Annotated in this window: 17 protein-coding genes; 4 read left to right on the top strand and 13 right to left on the bottom strand. The window is 38.9% G+C overall.

The features are described 5' to 3' along the window. Positions 1 to 10 precede the first annotated feature (10 nt). From QNH48_RS04825 to QNH48_RS04815, 3 genes are all read right to left on the bottom strand, one after another. Entirely contained in the window at positions 11 to 892 is an 882-nt protein-coding gene (locus tag QNH48_RS04825) for a carbohydrate ABC transporter permease (protein WP_283954003.1), read from the bottom strand. Between the two features lie 15 nt (positions 893 to 907). Then, positions 908 to 1798: a carbohydrate ABC transporter permease gene (locus tag QNH48_RS04820; protein ID WP_283954002.1), complete on the bottom strand. Its 891-nt coding sequence runs from the start codon at positions 1796 to 1798 to the stop codon at positions 908 to 910. A 65-nt stretch (positions 1799 to 1863) separates the two neighbouring features. Continuing rightward, complete coding sequence (locus QNH48_RS04815) at positions 1864 to 3201, bottom strand: carbohydrate ABC transporter substrate-binding protein (protein WP_283954001.1); 1338 nt, start codon at positions 3199 to 3201, stop codon at positions 1864 to 1866. Between the two features lie 164 nt (positions 3202 to 3365). Between QNH48_RS04815 and QNH48_RS04810 the strand changes: the two genes are divergently transcribed. After that, a complete protein-coding gene (locus QNH48_RS04810; protein WP_283954000.1) occupies positions 3366 to 4232 on the top strand; it encodes an AraC family transcriptional regulator in 867 nt (288 codons plus the stop codon). A gap of 108 nt (positions 4233 to 4340) precedes the next feature. Here QNH48_RS04810 and htpG read toward each other — a convergent pair whose 3' ends face one another. The 5 genes from htpG to QNH48_RS04785 all read right to left on the bottom strand — a co-directional run bounded on the left by htpG (position 4341) and on the right by QNH48_RS04785 (position 8733). Then, positions 4341 to 6221 (bottom strand): molecular chaperone HtpG, encoded by a 1881-nt coding sequence (gene htpG / locus QNH48_RS04805; protein ID WP_283953999.1) that lies wholly within the window; start codon positions 6219 to 6221, stop codon positions 4341 to 4343. 235 nt (positions 6222 to 6456) lie between these two features. Continuing rightward, positions 6457 to 6816, bottom strand: a complete 360-nt coding sequence (locus QNH48_RS04800) for an ArsR/SmtB family transcription factor (protein ID WP_283953998.1) — start codon at positions 6814 to 6816, stop codon at positions 6457 to 6459. Further along, a complete protein-coding gene (locus tag QNH48_RS04795; RefSeq protein WP_283953997.1) occupies positions 6817 to 7236 on the bottom strand; it encodes an SRPBCC family protein in 420 nt (139 codons plus the stop codon). 164 nt (positions 7237 to 7400) lie between these two features. Further along, a complete protein-coding gene (locus QNH48_RS04790; protein ID WP_283953996.1) occupies positions 7401 to 8387 on the bottom strand; it encodes a bile acid:sodium symporter family protein in 987 nt (328 codons plus the stop codon). A 16-nt stretch (positions 8388 to 8403) separates the two neighbouring features. After that, on the bottom strand, positions 8404 to 8733 hold the full coding sequence (locus QNH48_RS04785; protein ID WP_283953995.1) for a rhodanese-like domain-containing protein: 330 nt from the start codon (positions 8731 to 8733) through the stop codon (positions 8404 to 8406). Between the two features lie 180 nt (positions 8734 to 8913). Here QNH48_RS04785 and liaG point away from each other — a divergent pair, with 180 nt between their 5' ends. Next, positions 8914 to 9762: a LiaG family protein gene (gene liaG, locus QNH48_RS04780; RefSeq protein ID WP_283953994.1), complete on the top strand. Its 849-nt coding sequence runs from the start codon at positions 8914 to 8916 to the stop codon at positions 9760 to 9762. A 108-nt stretch (positions 9763 to 9870) separates the two neighbouring features. After that, a complete protein-coding gene (locus QNH48_RS04775) occupies positions 9871 to 10263 on the top strand; it encodes a YuzC family spore coat inner layer protein (RefSeq protein ID WP_283953993.1) in 393 nt (130 codons plus the stop codon). 371 nt (positions 10264 to 10634) lie between these two features. Here QNH48_RS04775 and QNH48_RS04770 read toward each other — a convergent pair whose 3' ends face one another. Then, complete coding sequence (locus tag QNH48_RS04770) at positions 10635 to 12866, bottom strand: sensor domain-containing protein (protein WP_283953992.1); 2232 nt, start codon at positions 12864 to 12866, stop codon at positions 10635 to 10637. A 189-nt stretch (positions 12867 to 13055) separates the two neighbouring features. Here QNH48_RS04770 and QNH48_RS04765 point away from each other — a divergent pair, with 189 nt between their 5' ends. Next, the gene (locus QNH48_RS04765; protein ID WP_283953991.1) at positions 13056 to 14408 is read left to right on the top strand and encodes an MATE family efflux transporter; all 1353 of its coding nucleotides are present in this window, start codon (positions 13056 to 13058) and stop codon (positions 14406 to 14408) included. A 599-nt stretch (positions 14409 to 15007) separates the two neighbouring features. Here QNH48_RS04765 and QNH48_RS04760 read toward each other — a convergent pair. The 4 genes from QNH48_RS04760 to QNH48_RS04745 are packed head-to-tail and all read right to left on the bottom strand — an operon-like array spanning position 15008 to position 18748. Beyond that, positions 15008 to 15976, bottom strand: a complete 969-nt coding sequence (locus QNH48_RS04760) for a sugar phosphate isomerase/epimerase family protein (RefSeq protein ID WP_283953990.1) — start codon at positions 15974 to 15976, stop codon at positions 15008 to 15010. Further along, entirely contained in the window at positions 15973 to 16992 is a 1020-nt protein-coding gene (locus tag QNH48_RS04755) for a Gfo/Idh/MocA family protein (protein ID WP_283953989.1), read from the bottom strand. The genes QNH48_RS04760 and QNH48_RS04755 overlap by 4 nt, the downstream gene beginning before the upstream one ends. Continuing rightward, positions 16989 to 18023, bottom strand: coding sequence for a Gfo/Idh/MocA family protein (locus QNH48_RS04750; protein ID WP_283953988.1), 1035 nt, complete (start codon positions 18021 to 18023; stop codon positions 16989 to 16991). Before QNH48_RS04750 ends, QNH48_RS04755 begins: the two co-directional genes overlap by 4 nt. Before the next feature lie 2 nt (positions 18024 to 18025). Continuing rightward, the gene (locus QNH48_RS04745) at positions 18026 to 18748 is read right to left on the bottom strand and encodes a ThuA domain-containing protein (RefSeq protein ID WP_283953987.1); all 723 of its coding nucleotides are present in this window, start codon (positions 18746 to 18748) and stop codon (positions 18026 to 18028) included. Between the last annotated feature and the right edge of the window lie 53 nt (positions 18749 to 18801).

Below are 18801 nucleotides of genomic sequence, written 5' to 3'. Positions count from 1 at the left end.
AAATCCTCCTCTAGTCCTTTAAACCGCCAAGGGTCATCCCTTGTGTCAATTTCTTTTGAACAATGATATATAAAATCAAGGTTGGCAGCATAACAAGAACCATTCCCGCATACATTTGGCCATAGTTTGCTGCTGATTTTTGTGCCGCCATTAAGTTCATCAGCCCAACAGGCAAGGTCTTATTTGGACCTGGGATCAAAGTCAGGGCAATAATGTATTCATTCCAAAAAGCAAGGAAGTTAAATAAAATGACAGCAATAATACTTGGCCGAGCCATCGGTATCATAATCGAAATCATCGTTTTGAAATATCCAGCCCCATCGACCAATGCAGCTTCTTCGTATGTTGATGGCAGTGATTGAAAATAGCTGGATAACAAGTAAATAGTAAATGGCAAAGCAGTCGCCGCATAAACCACAGCTAAACTAAATAGATTGTCCAGTAGGAATCCATTTCCAAATTGTTCCCGTAAAAAGTTATCCCCGTCTAATAACATCAAGAAAATTGGAACAACTATGTAGTTCACATTGATAAATAATCCAGCTTTAAACAAGGAATTCATAAATTGACTGCCTCTAAAGGTGTATCTGGCCAGCACATAGGCTGCTGGCAAGGCCACGATCAATAAAATGAGCAGCGCCAAGGCAGTCACCATGACCGAATTCAACATATAAGTACCCATGTTTGCCTTTTGGAAAGCATCGATGAAGTTTTGAAAATAGAAGCCTTTCGGCATGACCCAAGGGCTGCCATAGAATTCCGAATTTTGCTTCACTGAAGCTAAGAAAACCCATGCCACAGGGATAATGATAGAGATTGCTAATGTAATCAGAGCGACGTAGATAAACAAGCGATAAGCTGTTTCTGCACTCATTCCTTTTTGTGTTTTCAATGTTCATGGACCCCCTTAATACTCCAGGACTTCCCGTTTGGTAACGCGACTGACAATCGCAGATAATGCGAATGAGAAAAGGAAGATTACCACCCCAATAGCCATACCGTAACCATAAGAAGAATTGGTGTAAGCCTGCTTATACATATAGCTTAAAAATACTTCCGTTGACCCGTCAGGACCGCCGCCAGTCATCGCCTGGACGAGAAGAAAGCTTAAATTAATTGTGCTGATAATGAAGAAGGTTAATGTTGTCCTAATGTTATTCCAAATCAACGGCAAGGTAATACTGAAAAATTGTCTGACTCGTCCAGCACCCTCCAAGGAAGACGCTTCATAAAAACTTTCTGGGATACTCGCCATACTCGACATATACATGACCATATAGTAACCAATCGCTTGCCAAACGAGTGCCCCGCCGATGCTGTAGATGGCAATGTTTTGATCGCCAAGCCACATTTTTTGAAGGTTCTCAAGGTTAAATAAAGCAAGTAGATTATTCAACAAGCCTGTGGTAGGATCATAAACCGCAGAAAAAATACCAGCAATGACCACAACGGATAAGATATTAGGGATATAGAAAATAATCCGGAAAAAGCTGTTGCCTTTCATCTTTTCTCTCGTTAACAAAGTGGCAAACAAAATCGCTACCAGCATGGTGATGATTGTGACGATAACAATCAATACAATACTGTTTTGGAGAGACCGAAAGAAGTTCATATCATTCCATAAGATTTTAAAGTTATCGAGCCCGACAAATACCTTATTATTAGAAAACCCACCCCACTTATATAAGGACATCCTGAAAACCTCAATCGTAGGGAAAATCATAAAAATGGTTAACAAAATCAGTGCGGGTGCCGTACAAACAAAAATAAAAATCCTTTTTTCCGTTGTCTTATTCATGGATATCACCTCATTTAATTAATATAACGGTGAGGAAGGATACTCACCGTTATACTAGTGAACTATTATTTTAATGCTGACCGTAATTGGTCACTCACTTTTTCAACGGACTCTTGCCAATCTTTTACTTTTTTATCGCCAGAAACAATACTGTCGATCGTTCTGAATAATGTATCTGCCATGCTGACACCCTCAACGGCTTCTGTTGCGGCAAATCCACCCATACCTGCTTTAGCTCCGGAATCATAAATACTATAGAATAGCTTATTGTCACCGGTCAGCTTTTCGGAGATCCCTTCAATTGGTTGTACCGCACCAGATTCTGCAAAAATTCCCGCTGCCTCATCGGAATAAACATACGTTAAGAAATCCTTCGCTGCATCTTTATTTTTAGCTTGAGCAGGTACCCACATTTGTTCGAAGAAGGTAAATGCGTAACGATCACCGCCATTATCAATAGCTGGCAATGCTGTCATACCCCATTCAAAGCCATCGGCTCTAGGCGCTTCTCCCATTTCACCAACGACCCACGTGCCATTTGGCATAAACAGCGCTTTGTTATCAAGAATCAATTGTTGGTTTTTCGTGTAGTCTTTGTCATTGGCATTGGCAACAGTTGTTGGCTCTGTGTATTTAGCTAACTTTCCAACAATTTCAAAAACCTTCGTTGCTTCTGCAGATTCCCAAATACCATCTTCATATTTCATCGCTTTATTGTAAAAGTCAGGTCCGCCCGCTTCTAATAGTAAAGAATAGAAGAATGCATCAAAGTAACCGGTCGTAGGGTAAGTGAATAATGCGATTCCTTCAGCTTTCGCTTTATCACCCAACGCCCACATCTCATCCCAAGTCTTCGGTACTTCCCAGCCCTTTTCTTTTAACAAGCCGGCATTATAGAACAATCCAGTTGGACTGTAGAACATCGGTGCCATATAAGTTTTCCCGTCATTATAAGGGCTGGTTGCCAGTGTATCAGTAAAACCTGGTACCAACTTATCCTTTACTTTGACATCCTCACCATAAACGTTTTTATCCAAAACATCTGAAATGTCTTCTAAAGCTTTATCTTTAATCAAATTTTCTGTCAGTGCCAGTTTTCTCCCAGTTGCCAATAAAACCACATCCGGATAGTTCCCTGCTTTCATATTCGGGCTGATAACATCCTCAAGATTTTTATCCACAGTTAATTCAACATCAACTTTCGGATTTGCTGCTTCATACGCATCGATCACTTTGGTCCACATATCTTTACCATAAGCTGACTCTAATGCTGCCACATGAAGGGTCTGTTGTTCACTAGAGGTTTTACCATTCTTTGAATCTACTTTTTGATCGTTATTACATGCCATCAAACCTAGAGATAACATTGCAATCGAACCTGCCAACAATAGTTTCTTTTTCATATTGATCCTCCCTTTATATCTTTATAGGAAAAGTATACGTTTAGAAAAACGCTTTCACAATAAACATCTTGTTCTGTTTTTTAGGTATCTTGCTATCGATTGTAATTTTTCACTAAAAAACCTATAATACAGTTTAATAGAATGCTTTTGAAGGAGGAAGTCATTTGTCAAATGAAATTTATGAGGTCCCACCATCGGCACGGGGCCACCTTCCAGTTAAACTTCTATATGTAACAAAAGCGAAATACGATAAAGATTGGCATAGCACCAATCATACTCATCATTTTACTGAAATATTGTATATTACTAAGGGCAAAGGGACTTTCATTTTTTCAAAACAAGAAATCCCCGTCAAAGAGCATGATTTAATTGTCATCAATCCGAATGCCGAGCACACAGAAAAGTCTGGTGTCGATCACCCCCTTGAATATATTGCGCTTGGCATCCAAGGTCTAGCTTTTTCATCTCCAGATGATCCGGGATTACAGGTCACTTTTTTCAATTATAAACAGGAGCAAAACGTCTATCTCTTTTACCTCCAACAATTGATTGAAGAAGTGGTAAACCAAAAAGAAGATTATGAATTGCTCATACAAAACATATTAGAAATTTTGTTGCTTAAGATGATGAGGAAAAAGGCATTTACCCTGGAGGAAACCTCTACTAAAAAAATTAGTAAAGATGTGGCCTTTATCAAAAATTATATTAAGCAGTATTTTCGCGAAGAAATAAATTTGGATACTTTAGCTGAGGTTGGTCATATCAATAAATACTACCTTGCTCATTCCTTTAAGAAAGCATTCGGTGTTTCTCCGATAGAGTACTTAATTCAAACCCGTATCCGGGAAAGTAAAATATTGTTAGAAACCACCAACTACCCGATTTCTAATATATCAACCATTACCGGCTTTTCTTCCCAGTCCTTTTTTGCACAATCCTTTAAACGGGTAACCAATCTTTCTCCTTCACAATACCGAAATGCCAAAAACTCAAATAAAAATAAAACAAGGAAATCAAAAAGTAAAAAGTAAGTCATAATAAAAAATGCCGCGCTCACTATTTTGTGAGCACGGCAGCTTGTTCATGTTTCCTGGTATAAGTATCCAATAAATAATGAATTAGGATGAAATTCGACCTGATTATACCATTATTTTACATATATCATTTGTAAAATCCACTGGATCATGGATTGGTAATCCTTCAATCAACAATGCTTGATTGTATAATAACTTCGTATACAATTCTAGCTTTCCTTTATCATTTTCAAAAGCATCCTTTAAGGATTGGAATACTTCGTGATTTTTATTAATCTCTAAAACCTTGTCTGCTTTGATATTTTGATTATCAGGCATGGCAGCAAGGATTTTCTCCATTTCGATGGAGATATCACCTTCGGTTGCCAAGCAGACAGGATGAGACTTTAACCGCTTAGAAATTCGAACATCTTTGACCTTATCAGCTAAAATAGTTTTCATATAGTCAAAGATTTCTTTGCTTTCCTGCTCTTCAGATTCGGAATCTGTCTTGTTTTCTTCTCCTTCAATTCCTAAATCACCACTGGAGATGGATTTAAATTCTTTCTCCTTGTAGGTCATTAGCATCTTGATGGCAAATTCATCAATATCCTCAGTGAAGTACAGAATTTCATAGCCCTTTTCAGAGACAAACTCTGCTTGTGGCAATTTATCGATTCTATCGATGGATTCTCCAGAAGCATAATAAATATACTTTTGGTCTTCAGGCATTCTAGAAATGTATTCATCTAAAGTAACTAACTTCTTCTCTTTAGATGAGTAGAACATGATGAGGTCCTGTAATACTTCTTTATTCGCTCCAAATTCACTATAAACGCCATATTTTAATTGACGGCCAAACGATTTATAGAATTCTTCGTATTTTTCACGTTCATTATTTATGAGGCTTTGTAATTCACTTTTAATTTTCTTGTTAATGTTTTTAGAGATGAGCTTTAATTGGCGATCATGCTGCAGCATCTCACGAGAAATATTTAGAGATAAATCCTCAGAGTCCACCATTCCTTTAACAAAGCTAAAATGGTCTGGAAGCAGGTCTGCACACTTGTCCATAATTAAAACGCCATTTGAATAGAGCTCCAAGCCTTTTTCAAATTCTTTTGAGTAGAAGTCATATGGAGTTTTTTCTGGAATATATAAAATGGCATTATAACGGACTGTTCCATCTACGCTAATATGGATATGTTTAATAGGCTTATCGAACCCATAACGTTTTTCTGCATAGAAATTCGCGTAATCTTCGTCGGTAAGTTCGCTTTTATTTTTTCTCCAAATTGGAACCATGCTGTTGATGACTTGTTCTTCAACATATTCCTCGAACTCATTTTCGCTGCCCTCTTTTGGTCTTCTGCTAGACACATCCATTTTAATCGGGTAGCGGATAAAGTCAGAGTACTTTTTGATAATCGACTTTAAACGGTACTCTTCTATAAATTCATCATAGTTTTCATCTTCGGTATTTTCTTTGATTTTAAGAATAATCTCCGTACCAATAGAATCTTTTTCGGCAGTTTCGATCGTATAACCTTCTGCTCCATCAGATTCCCACTTATAAGCTTCCTCACTGCCTAATGATTTACTTATTACAGTTACAACATCTGCGACCATGAAAGCAGCATAGAAGCCGACACCAAATTGGCCAATAATGTCATAGCCATCTTTTAGTTCTGTTTCTTTTTTGAAGGCTAAAGATCCACTCTTGGCAATTGTACCAAGGTTTGTCTCAAGCTCTTCCTTCGTCATACCAATCCCAGTATCAATGATTTTCAAGGTTCTATTTTCCTTGTCAGGGATTACTTTTATAAAGTAACTGTCCTTGTCGAAGCTTAATGCGTCATCCGTTAATGCTTTGTAGTAGATTTTATCAATTGCATCACTTGCATTAGAGATTAACTCACGTAAAAATACCTCACGATGTGTATAAATAGAGTTAATCATCATTTCTAACAGCCTTTTTGACTCAGCTTTAAACTGCTTTTTTGCCATAGAAACCTCTCCTTACTCATTATAATTTAATAGATACTTTGAATTTTTAGCACTCTCACCTTAAGAGTGCTAACATCAACAATATTTAAATATCATAAATCAGTGCATCATGTCAATAAAATAGCAGCACACTTTTCAATGTGCCGCTACTTCTATTTTCAACTTTGGAATACCAATTATAAACCTAAACCCATATAAATTGTTCCAACGACTTTTCTCATAAAAAAAACCGACTTTACTTCTTGTCGGTTTCATCTGATTTATTAACGTTCATACTAGGGTTTTCAACGATATGTTTAAGGATCGAAAGTTTGTTTTCCCAAAACTTTTCGTAGTAGGACAGCCAATCTTTTAGCTCAGTTAACGGCTCTGGGTGCAAACGATAAATTTTTTCCCTTCCTACCTTCCTTCCGCTGACTAATTCTGCTTCCGATAGGACTTGAAGATGTTTGGCAACGGCCGTTCTGCTGATTGGAAAATGAGAGGTTATTTCTGAGATAGGTAATTCCTTTTCCGCAAGCAGTCTTAATACTTCTCTCCGGGTTGGGTCTGCAATTGCTTGAAAAACATCATGCTTTTGTGCTGAAGCTGACACTTAGTTCTCCAAAAGCTTACGAAGTTTTTCAAGGATGCCTGTCCAGCCTTGAGACATGCGATCACGAATAACAGAGGTTTTTTCGCCAGCTTTTCCAACAATTTCGTCCGCTGGTTTCCAGCCGCCATGAATAAGGGTGAACTCTGTTTTGCCGTCTACTTCTTTCAGGATAAATGATAAAAACCAACCATCCGTATCCCAGATAAACGATAGAGTATTAGGCGGGTCAAATTCAGTCACCTTACATGGTGATGGACCAAATGGGGATTGTATATGAAATTCATAGCCTACTTCTGGTTTAAAGTCATTTGGCATGAACCAAGCTGCTATGCCCTCTGAGGTTGATACTTGATCCCATACCTTTTGAATAGGTGCGTTAATGACTACTGTTTGTTTAATATCTTGTAATGTATTTTGCAAGAATTTCTCCTACTTTCAACTTTTATATAAAACCTTTTGGTTTCACTTTCTGTATTATATAAAACCTTTTGGTTTCATGTCAATCCATTTTCTCCATTTACTTTACCCAAAATCGAAATTTAACAATCAAAAATAAGACACTTCCATTAGAAGTGCCTCGGGTATCATATTCCTTCATTTTTGTTAACACCTTCAAACTTTATATATAACGTTTTCTTGTTAAAATAACGGGCCATAAAATATCCTGTAAAAGAAGCCAGTACCTGCTGGAACAGCATACCGACAACCACCGGAACTGCCACTGCTGGTGAAAAGTAAGTGACCGCAATAACAGCACCCGCACTAATGTTTCTCATTCCGCCAGAGAAGGTTAAAGATACGACAGTATCTCGGTCACTTCTGATTAGTTTACCAATGAAGAACGAAAATACATAACCTGTAGCCGCAATAAAAAAGACCACAAGGATGATACTAATTAATTTAAAATTAATATTTTTTAAATAAGGCGCAATGACTGCACCGTTAAGCATGACAACAATTCCGAGACTAATTTTTGAAAAAGGTGACAAAGTCGAGCTCAACTTTTTTGTTACACTGCCTTTTAAAAATTGATTAAGCAGCATTCCAAGGATAGAAGGCAGTACGATCATTCCAACTAAGCCTTTCATGATTCCGACCATGTCCATTTCAATTTTTTCACCTATTAAGAAGGATAAACAATAAGGAACAATCAACGGTGAAAGAATGGTATCAATTAAGATAATGGATAAGGTCAACGGGATATTTCCTTTATATATTGAAACCCAAACAAAGCTAGTTATACCAGTTGGAATGGCCATGCCTAACACAATACCGGTAATGGTAAAGATATCGTCTGGGAAAGTAATATGCCCGACACCCCAAGCCCAAATTGGCATGAGTATGTGTAATAACATCATTGCAGCAAGGATTGGAAGTGGATGACGCACCACATCCGATAATGATTTGAAATTGGAGTTCAAGCTCCCAGCAAATGTCATAAAGGCAAATACCCAAGGGATTAAATACGAAAAGTCCTTAATATAGATAGAAAGTAATACACCCAATACAACACTCGCGGGAGTGATTAAAGGCATTATTTTTTCTAGTTGTTTATTTAACGTCAGCAGCATATTGCTTCTCTCCAAGCTATTTTCTATATTCCTTCCAAGCGGTAAGGCCGCCTTCTAAAACTTCAACTTGAAGCCCGAGACCATCAAGAATCTTTGCACACTTTGCCGCTGAGTTTCCAGTCGTACAAGTAACGACAACCGGACGATCCTTTGGCAGCTGTGAAAGAACCAGATCTTCTTCAAGATTGGATATTTCCGTCTTGGGAATATTTAGGCTCACCACCTGGGGTTCTTCGATATGGAATTCATTGTATTTTTCGGCTGCTCGAACATCAAGAAGAATAATCTGATTCTCACCTTTTATTCTCTCGTGAAGTTCTTTAGGGGTAATATTTTTTAATGTCATGGATAACACCTCCAATACAAAGAATATCATACTATTAATAGTTCGGAAATCGAATAAGTTTTCCACTTTGTCTTCCATTATACGTCGCAAGCCTTAGACATAATTAAATCTTAGGTTCATTGGTGGTTTATGAAAAATCCCTTATGATTAAGCTATAAGAAATGAAGGGCAGGGATTTAGATGAAGAGGATTGTGATTCTCCTATTAATCATCACTGGGTTATATATCGTATTTAATCAATCTTTCCAATTTGATGGGTTTGCATTTGGAGGCAATAAGGATGGGAGAGCTGCGTTATCAAATGACATTGAAACCATTGATATTAATGTGGGCGGAGTAAAAACGACGATTATTCCTGAAAAACGTGATGATATTGAAGCCGTTTTAAAAGGGAAAGGCTCGCTCATTGTGAAAGAAATAGACAATAGATTGGTAGTGGAAACAAAACGGAAAATGTTTAATTGGTTCTCCTTCTCTGAAAAAGGAAACCTTAAAATCTATATTCCTGAAGATTATAACCGTAATATGACCATTCAGGTTGGCTCAGGCAGCTTAAATTTCTCTGGACAGTTGATGAAATTAAATGACCTTTCTTTAGATATTGGTTCTGGGAATGTGAATATTGATCATTTAGAAGTGAATGAGTTTACTCATGATGGTTCTTCAGGCAATGTTAAAATTGATTCATTAAGGACTAAATCAAGCACCTTTGACCTTAGTTCTGGAAATTTAGAGGTTAACCACTTTATAGGCGCACTTAAAGCAGATGTATCATCTGGAAGGTTCACCATGCAAATGGATAAACTTAATGATCCGATTGAGATTGAGCTTAGCTCAGGAAATATTAATCTTGATTTACCTGATAATGCGGATTTCAACTTAGATGGCGAAGTAAGCAGTGGAAATATTTCGAGTGATTTTCCATTAACCACTAATGGATCTGATAAAAAGAGTTTGAAGGGAACACACGGTTCCGGTAAGAATCAAATAAAAGTTTCCGTATCTAGCGGTAATATTCATATATTCTAATACTTTAAGAGCGCTTGGAGCCAAACTCCAGGCGCTCTTTACTTGTAACCAAAAAAGTCCAATATACATACCGTATATTGCCTTGTGTTTTACTATGGAAGGAGCGTTATGATGTACTATTACCACTATCCTTATCCGCCATATCCTCAGCCCCCTGCTTACCCAGGATATTATTTGTATCCCCCAGTAACCAGGCAGTATCCGCAGGTGGATGTAAATATTTTCACGAAGTCCATTAAATCCTATCGGCTACTAATGGACCAAGGCAGTATCCTGTTGGACCGGTTAGGTGATGAAGATTTTGATGTGAAGTTAATGTCTTTTGCTCAGCAGGGAAACAAAACCGAAATTGATAAGTTAATCAAAACGATTGGTCTTAAAGTACCGGTGGAAACCAAATATACACCAACCGGTATCACTTTCGAGCTTACCGCCCACCCCGATCCAAGCAGTCCCGTGTCCTGCTGTACTTTAAGCGTACACATGAAATGGGGAAACTAAAAGACCTTCAACAGAAGGTCTTTTTTGCAAAGGCTATGTTAAAGCTTATTATTGATTTTGGCACTCTGTTGATTTGTGCGGAAGGCGCGAGACTCCTCGAAAATGCTACGCATTTTCTTCGTGCGTGGGCAGATTCGCGGAAGTAATTCAATGTCCTGCAGGAGGACGGGACAGGGGAGACCCCGCTTATCTCTTAGCGTCAAGGAGGCTTCCCGAACCGCCTGCGGAAAGCGAAGCGCCTCGTGACAGGCAGAGACCGCCTGTCACTGCGGTGATTATTCAAAGAAGCTTTCCTTAGTGGAGCACAAATCAACAGCCAAGTTTAAAACAGCATTCTCAAAAAAAAGGAGGCGGAGTGTTCCGCCAGAAGCCTATTCGATAGAAACATTGCCTTTTACTAAAAATTCTTCCAGCTTCTCAGCAGACAGCGGTTTGCTGTAGTAATACCCTTGTCCAATCTGACAAGCATTCCGCGTTAAGAATTTAACCTGTTCTTCCGTTTCAATTCCTTCTGCAATGACACCGAATTTTAAATTCATACCCATATCGATGATAGTTTTCACCATCATGCCTTGATTAGAGTGATAGATTATGTCATCGACAAAGGATTTATCGATCTTAATTTTATCAATGGGAAGATGTTTTAAATAGCTTAAAGAGGAATAGCCCGTACCAAAGTCATCCACCGATAGTAGAACACCCAAATCCTTTAATTGATTCAGAATGATGGTAGAGTTCTCTAGGTTTTGCATAAGACTTTCAGTAATTTCGAGTTCCAAGTAATTTGCCTCTAATCCAATTTCCTCGAGCATGCCTGAAATGAATGGAATGAAATGTTCATCCTGAAATTGCCTTACTGAAACGTTTACAGCAATAGGAAAATCACTGAATCCTGAATCCCTCCATGCTTTTCTCCGTTCACATGCCTCTCGTAATATCCATTTTCCCAATGGTACGATGAGCCCTGTTTCTTCAGCGAGTGGAATAAATTCAGAAGGTGCTACATATCCATATTCTGGATGATTCCAGCGAATTAATGCTTCCACTCCGACAATTTCCCCGGTACGTAAATCCAGCTGCGGTTGGTAATGGAGTGTCATTTGATTCTGTTCCAAAGCTCTTCGTAACCAGTTCTCTAATTTCATTTTCCACGTTGATATACCATCAAGGTTAGTGGAGTAGAATTGATAATTATTTTTTCCACGTTCTTTTGCTTGGTACATGGCGGTATCAGCATTTTTAATGAGTGTTTCCTCATCGCTTCCATCTGTAGGATAGATACTAATTCCGATACTTGGCGTGACATAAAATTCTTCACAGTTCACTTCAAATGGGTTTGAAAATTCATTGAGAATTCGTTTAGCTACCTGTGAAGTGTTTTCCTTATCAGCATCTTCCAGGACGATAATAAATTCATCCCCGCCCTGGCGAGAAACTAGACCTTCATTTTGTACGGCTTTTTCTAATCGACCTGCTACCAGTTGGAGAATAATATCCCCAATTGAGTGACCTTTTGTATCATTGATAATTTTAAAGCGATCTAAATCTAGGAATAGCACTGCGTGCATTTTATTCTGTTGATGACGTAATACTTCGTTAAGATGGTTCCTAAACTGATTTCGATTTGGCAAGCCCGTTAATGAATCATAATAGGCCATGAATTTAATCGTTTGTTCCGATTTCTTCCTTTGGGTAATATCTCTGCCCACTACCTGAATGGCAAATCGGCCTTCGTATAGAATAGACCTAGCTGCCATCTCCACATCAATGCTTTCACCGTCTGTTCGCCTAACCTGGAATTCAAGCCTAAGTCGCTCGTTTTCCAATTTATCAGGTGAGAATACTTTACGTTTAATTAAATCTGTAATATGCGAAGGAACAAAATTCTTAGCTGATTGCCCAATCACCTGCTCCTGACTTTGTGCACCAAGTAATTTGCAGCCTGCTTCATTTATATATTCAATTTTCCCATCATAAACGACGGCAATAATATCAGGTGACATTTCAACTAGACTTTGATAGAGCCCTTCGCTTTCTTTTCGATCTGTAATATCGAATAACACACTTGTAAAGTCAACAAAGTCGCCTTTTTGGTCAAAGGTTGGTATCCCTCTGTCCTGTATCCAGCGTACTTCACCATCAGGGCGAATAATACGATATTGGCTAGTGGCTGTTTCTCCAACTGCAAGCTTCTTTTCTCTATCCTTTAAAACAGACAAATCCTCTGGATAAATAACTTCTTTCCAAAGGTTCATGTTTTCATAAAATTTATCCAGCTTATATCCATAAAGTTTTTCTATTCCAGGAGTGATTAATAGTGTGTCAGACTTTAAATCATGGGACCAGATGGCAACATCTAGAGTATCAAATATATTTTTCATTTTCTTCTGGTTTATCGTATATTCATCGGCTTTCTTATCGAACTCTTTAACTAAAAAGTATAGGAAACCGATGGCAACGATTGAAACAACTGAAGCGATATTGCTTACTATTTTAATAGAATGAAAGAGGTCTGGATTGATTAAATCTATAACTTGTAAAAGGACAAATAAACCAATAATGAGGATTAACAAAAACCTGTATAAATTTCTTTTTGTAAACATATTTGCCCCCATTTTAGTGTTGTTATAGTTTAAAAATAGCAAATTCAAGGCTTGATAACAATCTTATTATTTTTTCCATTTGTGATTCCCTTTTTTGGAAAAACTTTTCAACCTTATTTTCCTATTCCTATATCACTAATAAAGTAGTAAAATAAAACATTATTTTATTAAAACTGATGGGAGAATTTCGTGGAGGAACAAAAAAACAACTATCAAGAACAGACTCTTTTCAGTATTACCTGGCCGCTCTTTATTGAGCTTTCGCTTCATATGGGAATGGGGATTGTGGCTACACTGATGTTAAGCCATTACTCTGATCAGGCAGTAGCGGGTGTTGGAGTTGCCAACCAGCTGTTAAATATTTTTATTTTAGTTTTTAATGTCACATCTATTGGGGCAACTGTTCTAATCAGTCAAAATCTAGGTGCAGGAAACCTTCAACGTGCGAGGCAGCTATCTTATTCTGTATTTGGTTTGAATTTCTGGTTTGGAATATGTATTGCCATTATTGTTTTTATTTTAGGAGAACCACTGCTTCGTTTGTATGATGTTCAAGGTCCGGTTTTCGACTACGGACTTACCTTTGTACGAATATGTGCACTTTCACTCTTTTTCGAATCTCTCTCTCTGGCTTTAAGTGCGATCCTTCGTAGTCATGGATACACGAAGGAATCAATGATGGTTACTGTTTATATGAATGTAATCAGTATTGGCGGGAATATTATTGCAACCACTGGATTCTTAGGGCTGCCGATTACAGGTGTGACGGGTGTATCCTGGGCTATCTTTGCAGCTCGAGCCTATGCAGTTTGTGCTCTATTGTATTTGCTATATAACAGACTTTCTTTAAAAATTGTCATCAAGGACATCTTCAACGCAAAAAAAGAGGATATCCGTGAATTGCTCGAGATTGGAATTCCTTCCGCTGGAGAGAATCTTTCCTACCAATTATCTCAAGTGGTTATTACTAGCTTTGTTGTTACAATGGGTACTGCCTCTTTGGCTGGAAGAGTGTATATTTTAAATATCAGCATGCTTTGCTTTTTGTTCACAGTCGCGATTGCTCAAGGAACCCAGTTGTTAGTAGCACGATATATTGGGGGCAAACAATATGACCTTGCCTTAAAACGAGGTATTCGCACTTTAAAAATAGCGATGTTTGCTTCAACCTTTGCATCACTCATTATCGCCTTTGGAGGAGAATTCATCTTAAGAGTATTCACAGAGGATCCTTCCATTATTATGGTTGGACTGCCGGTTTTATGGGCCATAGTTTTCGTTGAACCTGGAAGAGCCATGAATATCGTCTTGATGAATTCATTAAAGTCTGCAGGAGATGTTCGTTTTCCCGTTATCATTGGTATTATTTCGATGTGGGGAATAGCGGTATCCTTAAGTTATTTGCTAGGCGTTCACTATGGTTTGGGACTTTTGGGTATATGGCTTGCCCAAGGGGCTGATGAGTGGCTGCGCGGTTGTTTTGCTTTAAAACGCTGGCTAAGCAAACCGTGGGAACGGCTTACGAAAGCAGTATTAAATTAATCGAAAAAAGTAAAGAAACATAAGGGACGCAAAGTCCCTTATGTTTTTTTCATCCGAGGTCTTAAGGACAAATCGTACCTGCTGCCGGAAGGATTTGTCTTTCATCGGGGGTCTTAAGGACAAATCGTACGCGCTTCCAGAAGGTTTTGTCTTTCATCCGGGGTCTTAAGGACAAATCTTATGCGCTGCCAGAAGGTTTTGTCCTTCATCCGGAGTCTTAAGGACAAATCTTATGCGCTGCCAGAAGGTTTTGTCCTTCATCCGGGGTCTTAAGGACAAATCTTATGCGCTGCCAGAAGGTTTTGTCCTTCATCCGGGGTCTTAAGGACAAATCTTATTCGCTTCCAGAAGGTTTTGTCTTTCATCGGAGGTCTTAAGGACAAATCTTATTCGCTTCCAGAAGGTTTTGTCTTTCATCGGGGGTCTTAAAGACAAATCTTATGCGCTGCCAGAAGGATTAATCCTTCATCCGGGGTCCTAAGGACAATTGTACGCCACTAATATTGGTGCAATGTTAAAGTTATAAAATGGCTGTCGAGACTTTCTCGACAGCCTGGAACCATAAGGGACGCAAAGTCCCTTATGGTTTTTTGTGTAGTCTATGCCCACCACATTTGCGAAACAGACTCTTCTATTAAAATAGATTTCAAATTGGTCACGGCACGTTTAAACCCTTCATCTATAGACATGATTGGGTCTTCATGCTCAATGCTGACTACATAATCATAACCGTACGTACGAAGTGCACTCATCATATCGGACCAATCTTTTAAACTATGTCCGCAGCCAACAGAACGGAATGTCCATGCCCGCGTTCTTACTTCCCCGTAAGGCTGCATATCTGTTAGTCCATACATATTCACATTTTCTTGGTCAATGTATGTGTCTTTCGCATGAAAATGGTGAATGGCATTTTCTTTTGCTAAAATTTTGATAGCAGCCACAGGGTCAATTCCCTGCCACCATAAGTGGCTTGGATCTAAATTAGCGCCGATTGCATCACATGTTTGCTCACGCAGTTTTAATAGGGTATATGGAGTATGAACTAAAAATCCACCATGAAGCTCCAGTCCAATCTTCACATTGTGTTCCTTCGCATACTGACCGACTTCTTTCCAGTAAGGAATTAATTTTTCTTCCCATTGCCACTTTAGCACATCCCCAAATTCATTTGGCCATGGTGTTACGGGCCAATTTGGATATTTTGCCCCTTCATGGTCCCCAGCTGTCCCAGAAAAACAGTTCACAACTGGTACACCTAAAAGTGAGGCAAGTTTAATTGTTTTTAATAGAGTTTCATGAGAAGTTTTTGCAAAACTTTCTTCAGGTGATATTGGATTTCCATGACAACTAAATGCACTGATTGTCAATCTACGGCTTTCCACTTGTTGAAGGTATCGATGACGAGCATCTTCACTCTCTAGTAACCCGTCTAAATCACAATGGCTGTTTCCTGGATAACATCCTGTACCAATTTCAACTGCATGAAGGCCAGCTTCCTTGACAGTATCTAGCATTTCCTCAAATGATTTTTCTGCAAACAGTACCGTAAAAACTCCTAGTTTCATAATTTATTTCCCCCGCTCTCATATATTTGATCAATAATCTGCGAAACTTGAAGTGCCTCTTCTGGTTTTACCACAAGCTCAGCCAATCCAAGGCATGCTTCAATAAAGTTCCTATCCTGCTGCAAACCAGGTTCTTTCTCACCAGGTAGCCATGCAGCTTCACTATTTAAAAGCATTCCGTTCTTTGTAGTATAAAGTTCGAATGGGAAGACACTTAATCCCCCGTCAACACCGGAAATGCTAAGATGTTCGGCGTCATCCTTTATATTGGCAGCCCAAGATGTTTCAAACAACATAGATGCATCATTTTCAAATTGAATATAGGCTGTTACATGATCATCGACATTAAAGGTTTTATGATCAAAGGCGCCCCATTGATTCACTTGGTTAGGCATTTTACTTAACGTGTTATAGGCGGTGCCTGTCACCGTTGTATGTTTTGGATTCCCCATCAGCCATAGAGCTAAATCTAACAAATGACAGCCATAATCAATCAAACTGCCGCCGCCCTGCAGGTCTTTGTTGGTAAATACTCCCCACCCCGGTACTTTTCGGCGTCTCAATGCCTGTACCCTTATTACAAGCGGTGTACCTACGTCTTCCATGGCTTTCTTAGCAGCTTGCGCTTCCTTCATAAAACGGTAATGATACGCAATCGCGAGAACTTTATCTGCCTTTTTAGAAGCAGCGACCATCGCCTCACATTCTTCCGCAGATAACGCCATTGGCTTTTCACACAATACATGTACTCCTGCTTCAAGGGCTGCAATCGTAATTTCTGCGTGGAATTTATTTGGCGTGCAAATACATACTGCATCAACCACTGAAAAAAGGTCATGATATTCCGGAAAAACATGAGGAATATTATATTTTTCTGCAGTTTCCTGAGCACGATCGATATTAATATCACTTAAAGCAGTAATCTCACAGATATCCTGCAACTGGAGAAATGAAGGAATATGGCGGCCTACCGCAATACCTCCAACTCCGATAATTCCAATACGTAGCTTTTTCATCTTTCTCTCACTCTCACAATTCGCTTCGTTTCATTGGACTCTAATGCAGCCAAAATAACCTCCAAAGATTTCATGCCCTCTTCGCCGGTGACAGGCACCTCATGCCCCTTAATTACAGCATCAACAAATTGATCAATTACACGAGAGTTATTTTGTCCTCCGGCACTATTGGACTGAATTTTACCAAGCTGATAGTTCGCTATTTCTCCGTTTGTATATTGAACGACAAGAGAATTTATAGGGTCATCCTCTAAACGAAGTATCGCTTTTTCTCCATAAATAATGGTTGAGTTATCTTCTTTGCTTGTATAAGCCCAGCTAGCAGCAAGAGTTCCAATAATTCCACTCTCGGTTTTTAATACACATACTGCATTATCATCAACCGTTGCGAATTCCTTTGCATTTGTTTCAACAAAAGATCCTACTTCTGTAATTTCTTCGCCCAGCACATAGCGAAGTAAATCGGTCTTGTGTACACCTAAATCGCCCATAGCCCCAACAAATGCTTTTTCTTTTTCAAAGAACCAGCTATCTTTACCATCAACACTCCAGCCTTCTGGTCCTCCATGTCCGAATGCGGTACGAAAGCTATAAATCTTGCCGACTTCTCCGCTTTGGATTAACTGACGTGCTCTTTGGTGTGATGGTACAAATCGCTGATTATGAGCAATCATTAACTTCTTACCATTCGTTTTTGCCGCAGCAATCATCTCTTCTGCTTCTTCTTTTGAAGTGGCCATTGGTTTTTCACAAAGGACATGAAGTCCCGCGTTTAAAGCAGCAATCGTAATGGGAGCATGGAGATAATTTGGTGTACAGACACTGACTGCCTCTACCAAACCGCTGCTGGCTAACTCTTCATAGCTTGTAAAAGCTTTAGCCCCATATTTTTCAGCTGTAGCCTGGGCACGTTCCTCATTGATATCACAAACAGCAACCAGTTCAACATTTTTATTCGAACTATATTCAGGCAAATGACGATGTATGGCAATACTGCCGCAGCCAATCACACCAACTCTTAATTTTTCCATTCTTATTTCCCTCCAATTACTTCTAGTGGTTTCGTGTTTCCATAGACAGGACGTTCACGCTTTACAGGCTGAGCCCATTTCACTGCATTGCTAATGACACGGTGAATGTCTTTGTTATGGTACGTAGGATAGGTTTCATGACCTGGTCGGAAGTAAAATACCTTTCCATTTCCGCGTTTGTAAGTACAGCCGCTGCGAAAAACTTCTCCGCCTTCGAACCAGCTTGTGAAAATGAGCTCATCTGGCTGCGGAATATCAAAATGCTCCCCATACATTTCTTCCTTTTCTAATTCAATGTATTCAGTGATCCCTTCTGCAATTGGATGACTTGGGCTCACAACCCAAAGACGTTCTTTTTCATCTGCTTCCCGCCATTTTAGATCACAGCTTGTTCCCATTAAAGTTTTAAATATTTTTGAGAAATGACCAGAATGAAGAACAATCAGACCCATGCCATCAAGAACTCGCTGCTGAACCTTTTGGACAATTTCATCCTTTACTTCTCCATGTGCTAAATGTCCCCACCAAACTAATACATCTGTCTTGTCTAGAACGTCATCCGTTAAGCCATGCTCTGGTTCGTCTAGAGTAGCGGTCCCTGCTTCGAAGCCGTCTGCCTTTAAAAATTCTGCTATCGCACCATGTATTCCATTAGGGTATATATCTCTTACAACAGGATTTTTTTGTTCGTGACGGTTTTCATTCCAAACTGTTACTTTTACCATAACAACCAACTCCCTTTTTCTTTAAATAATTTAAGCTTTTTTCTCCTGCCTTT

This window comes from Neobacillus sp. YX16 (genome assembly GCF_030123505.1).
In the GTDB taxonomy this organism is placed as follows: domain Bacteria; phylum Bacillota; class Bacilli; order Bacillales; family Cytobacillaceae; genus Neobacillus.
Note: the sequence above shows the minus strand (reverse complement) of the source record. Positions and strands in the feature narration are given on the sequence as shown.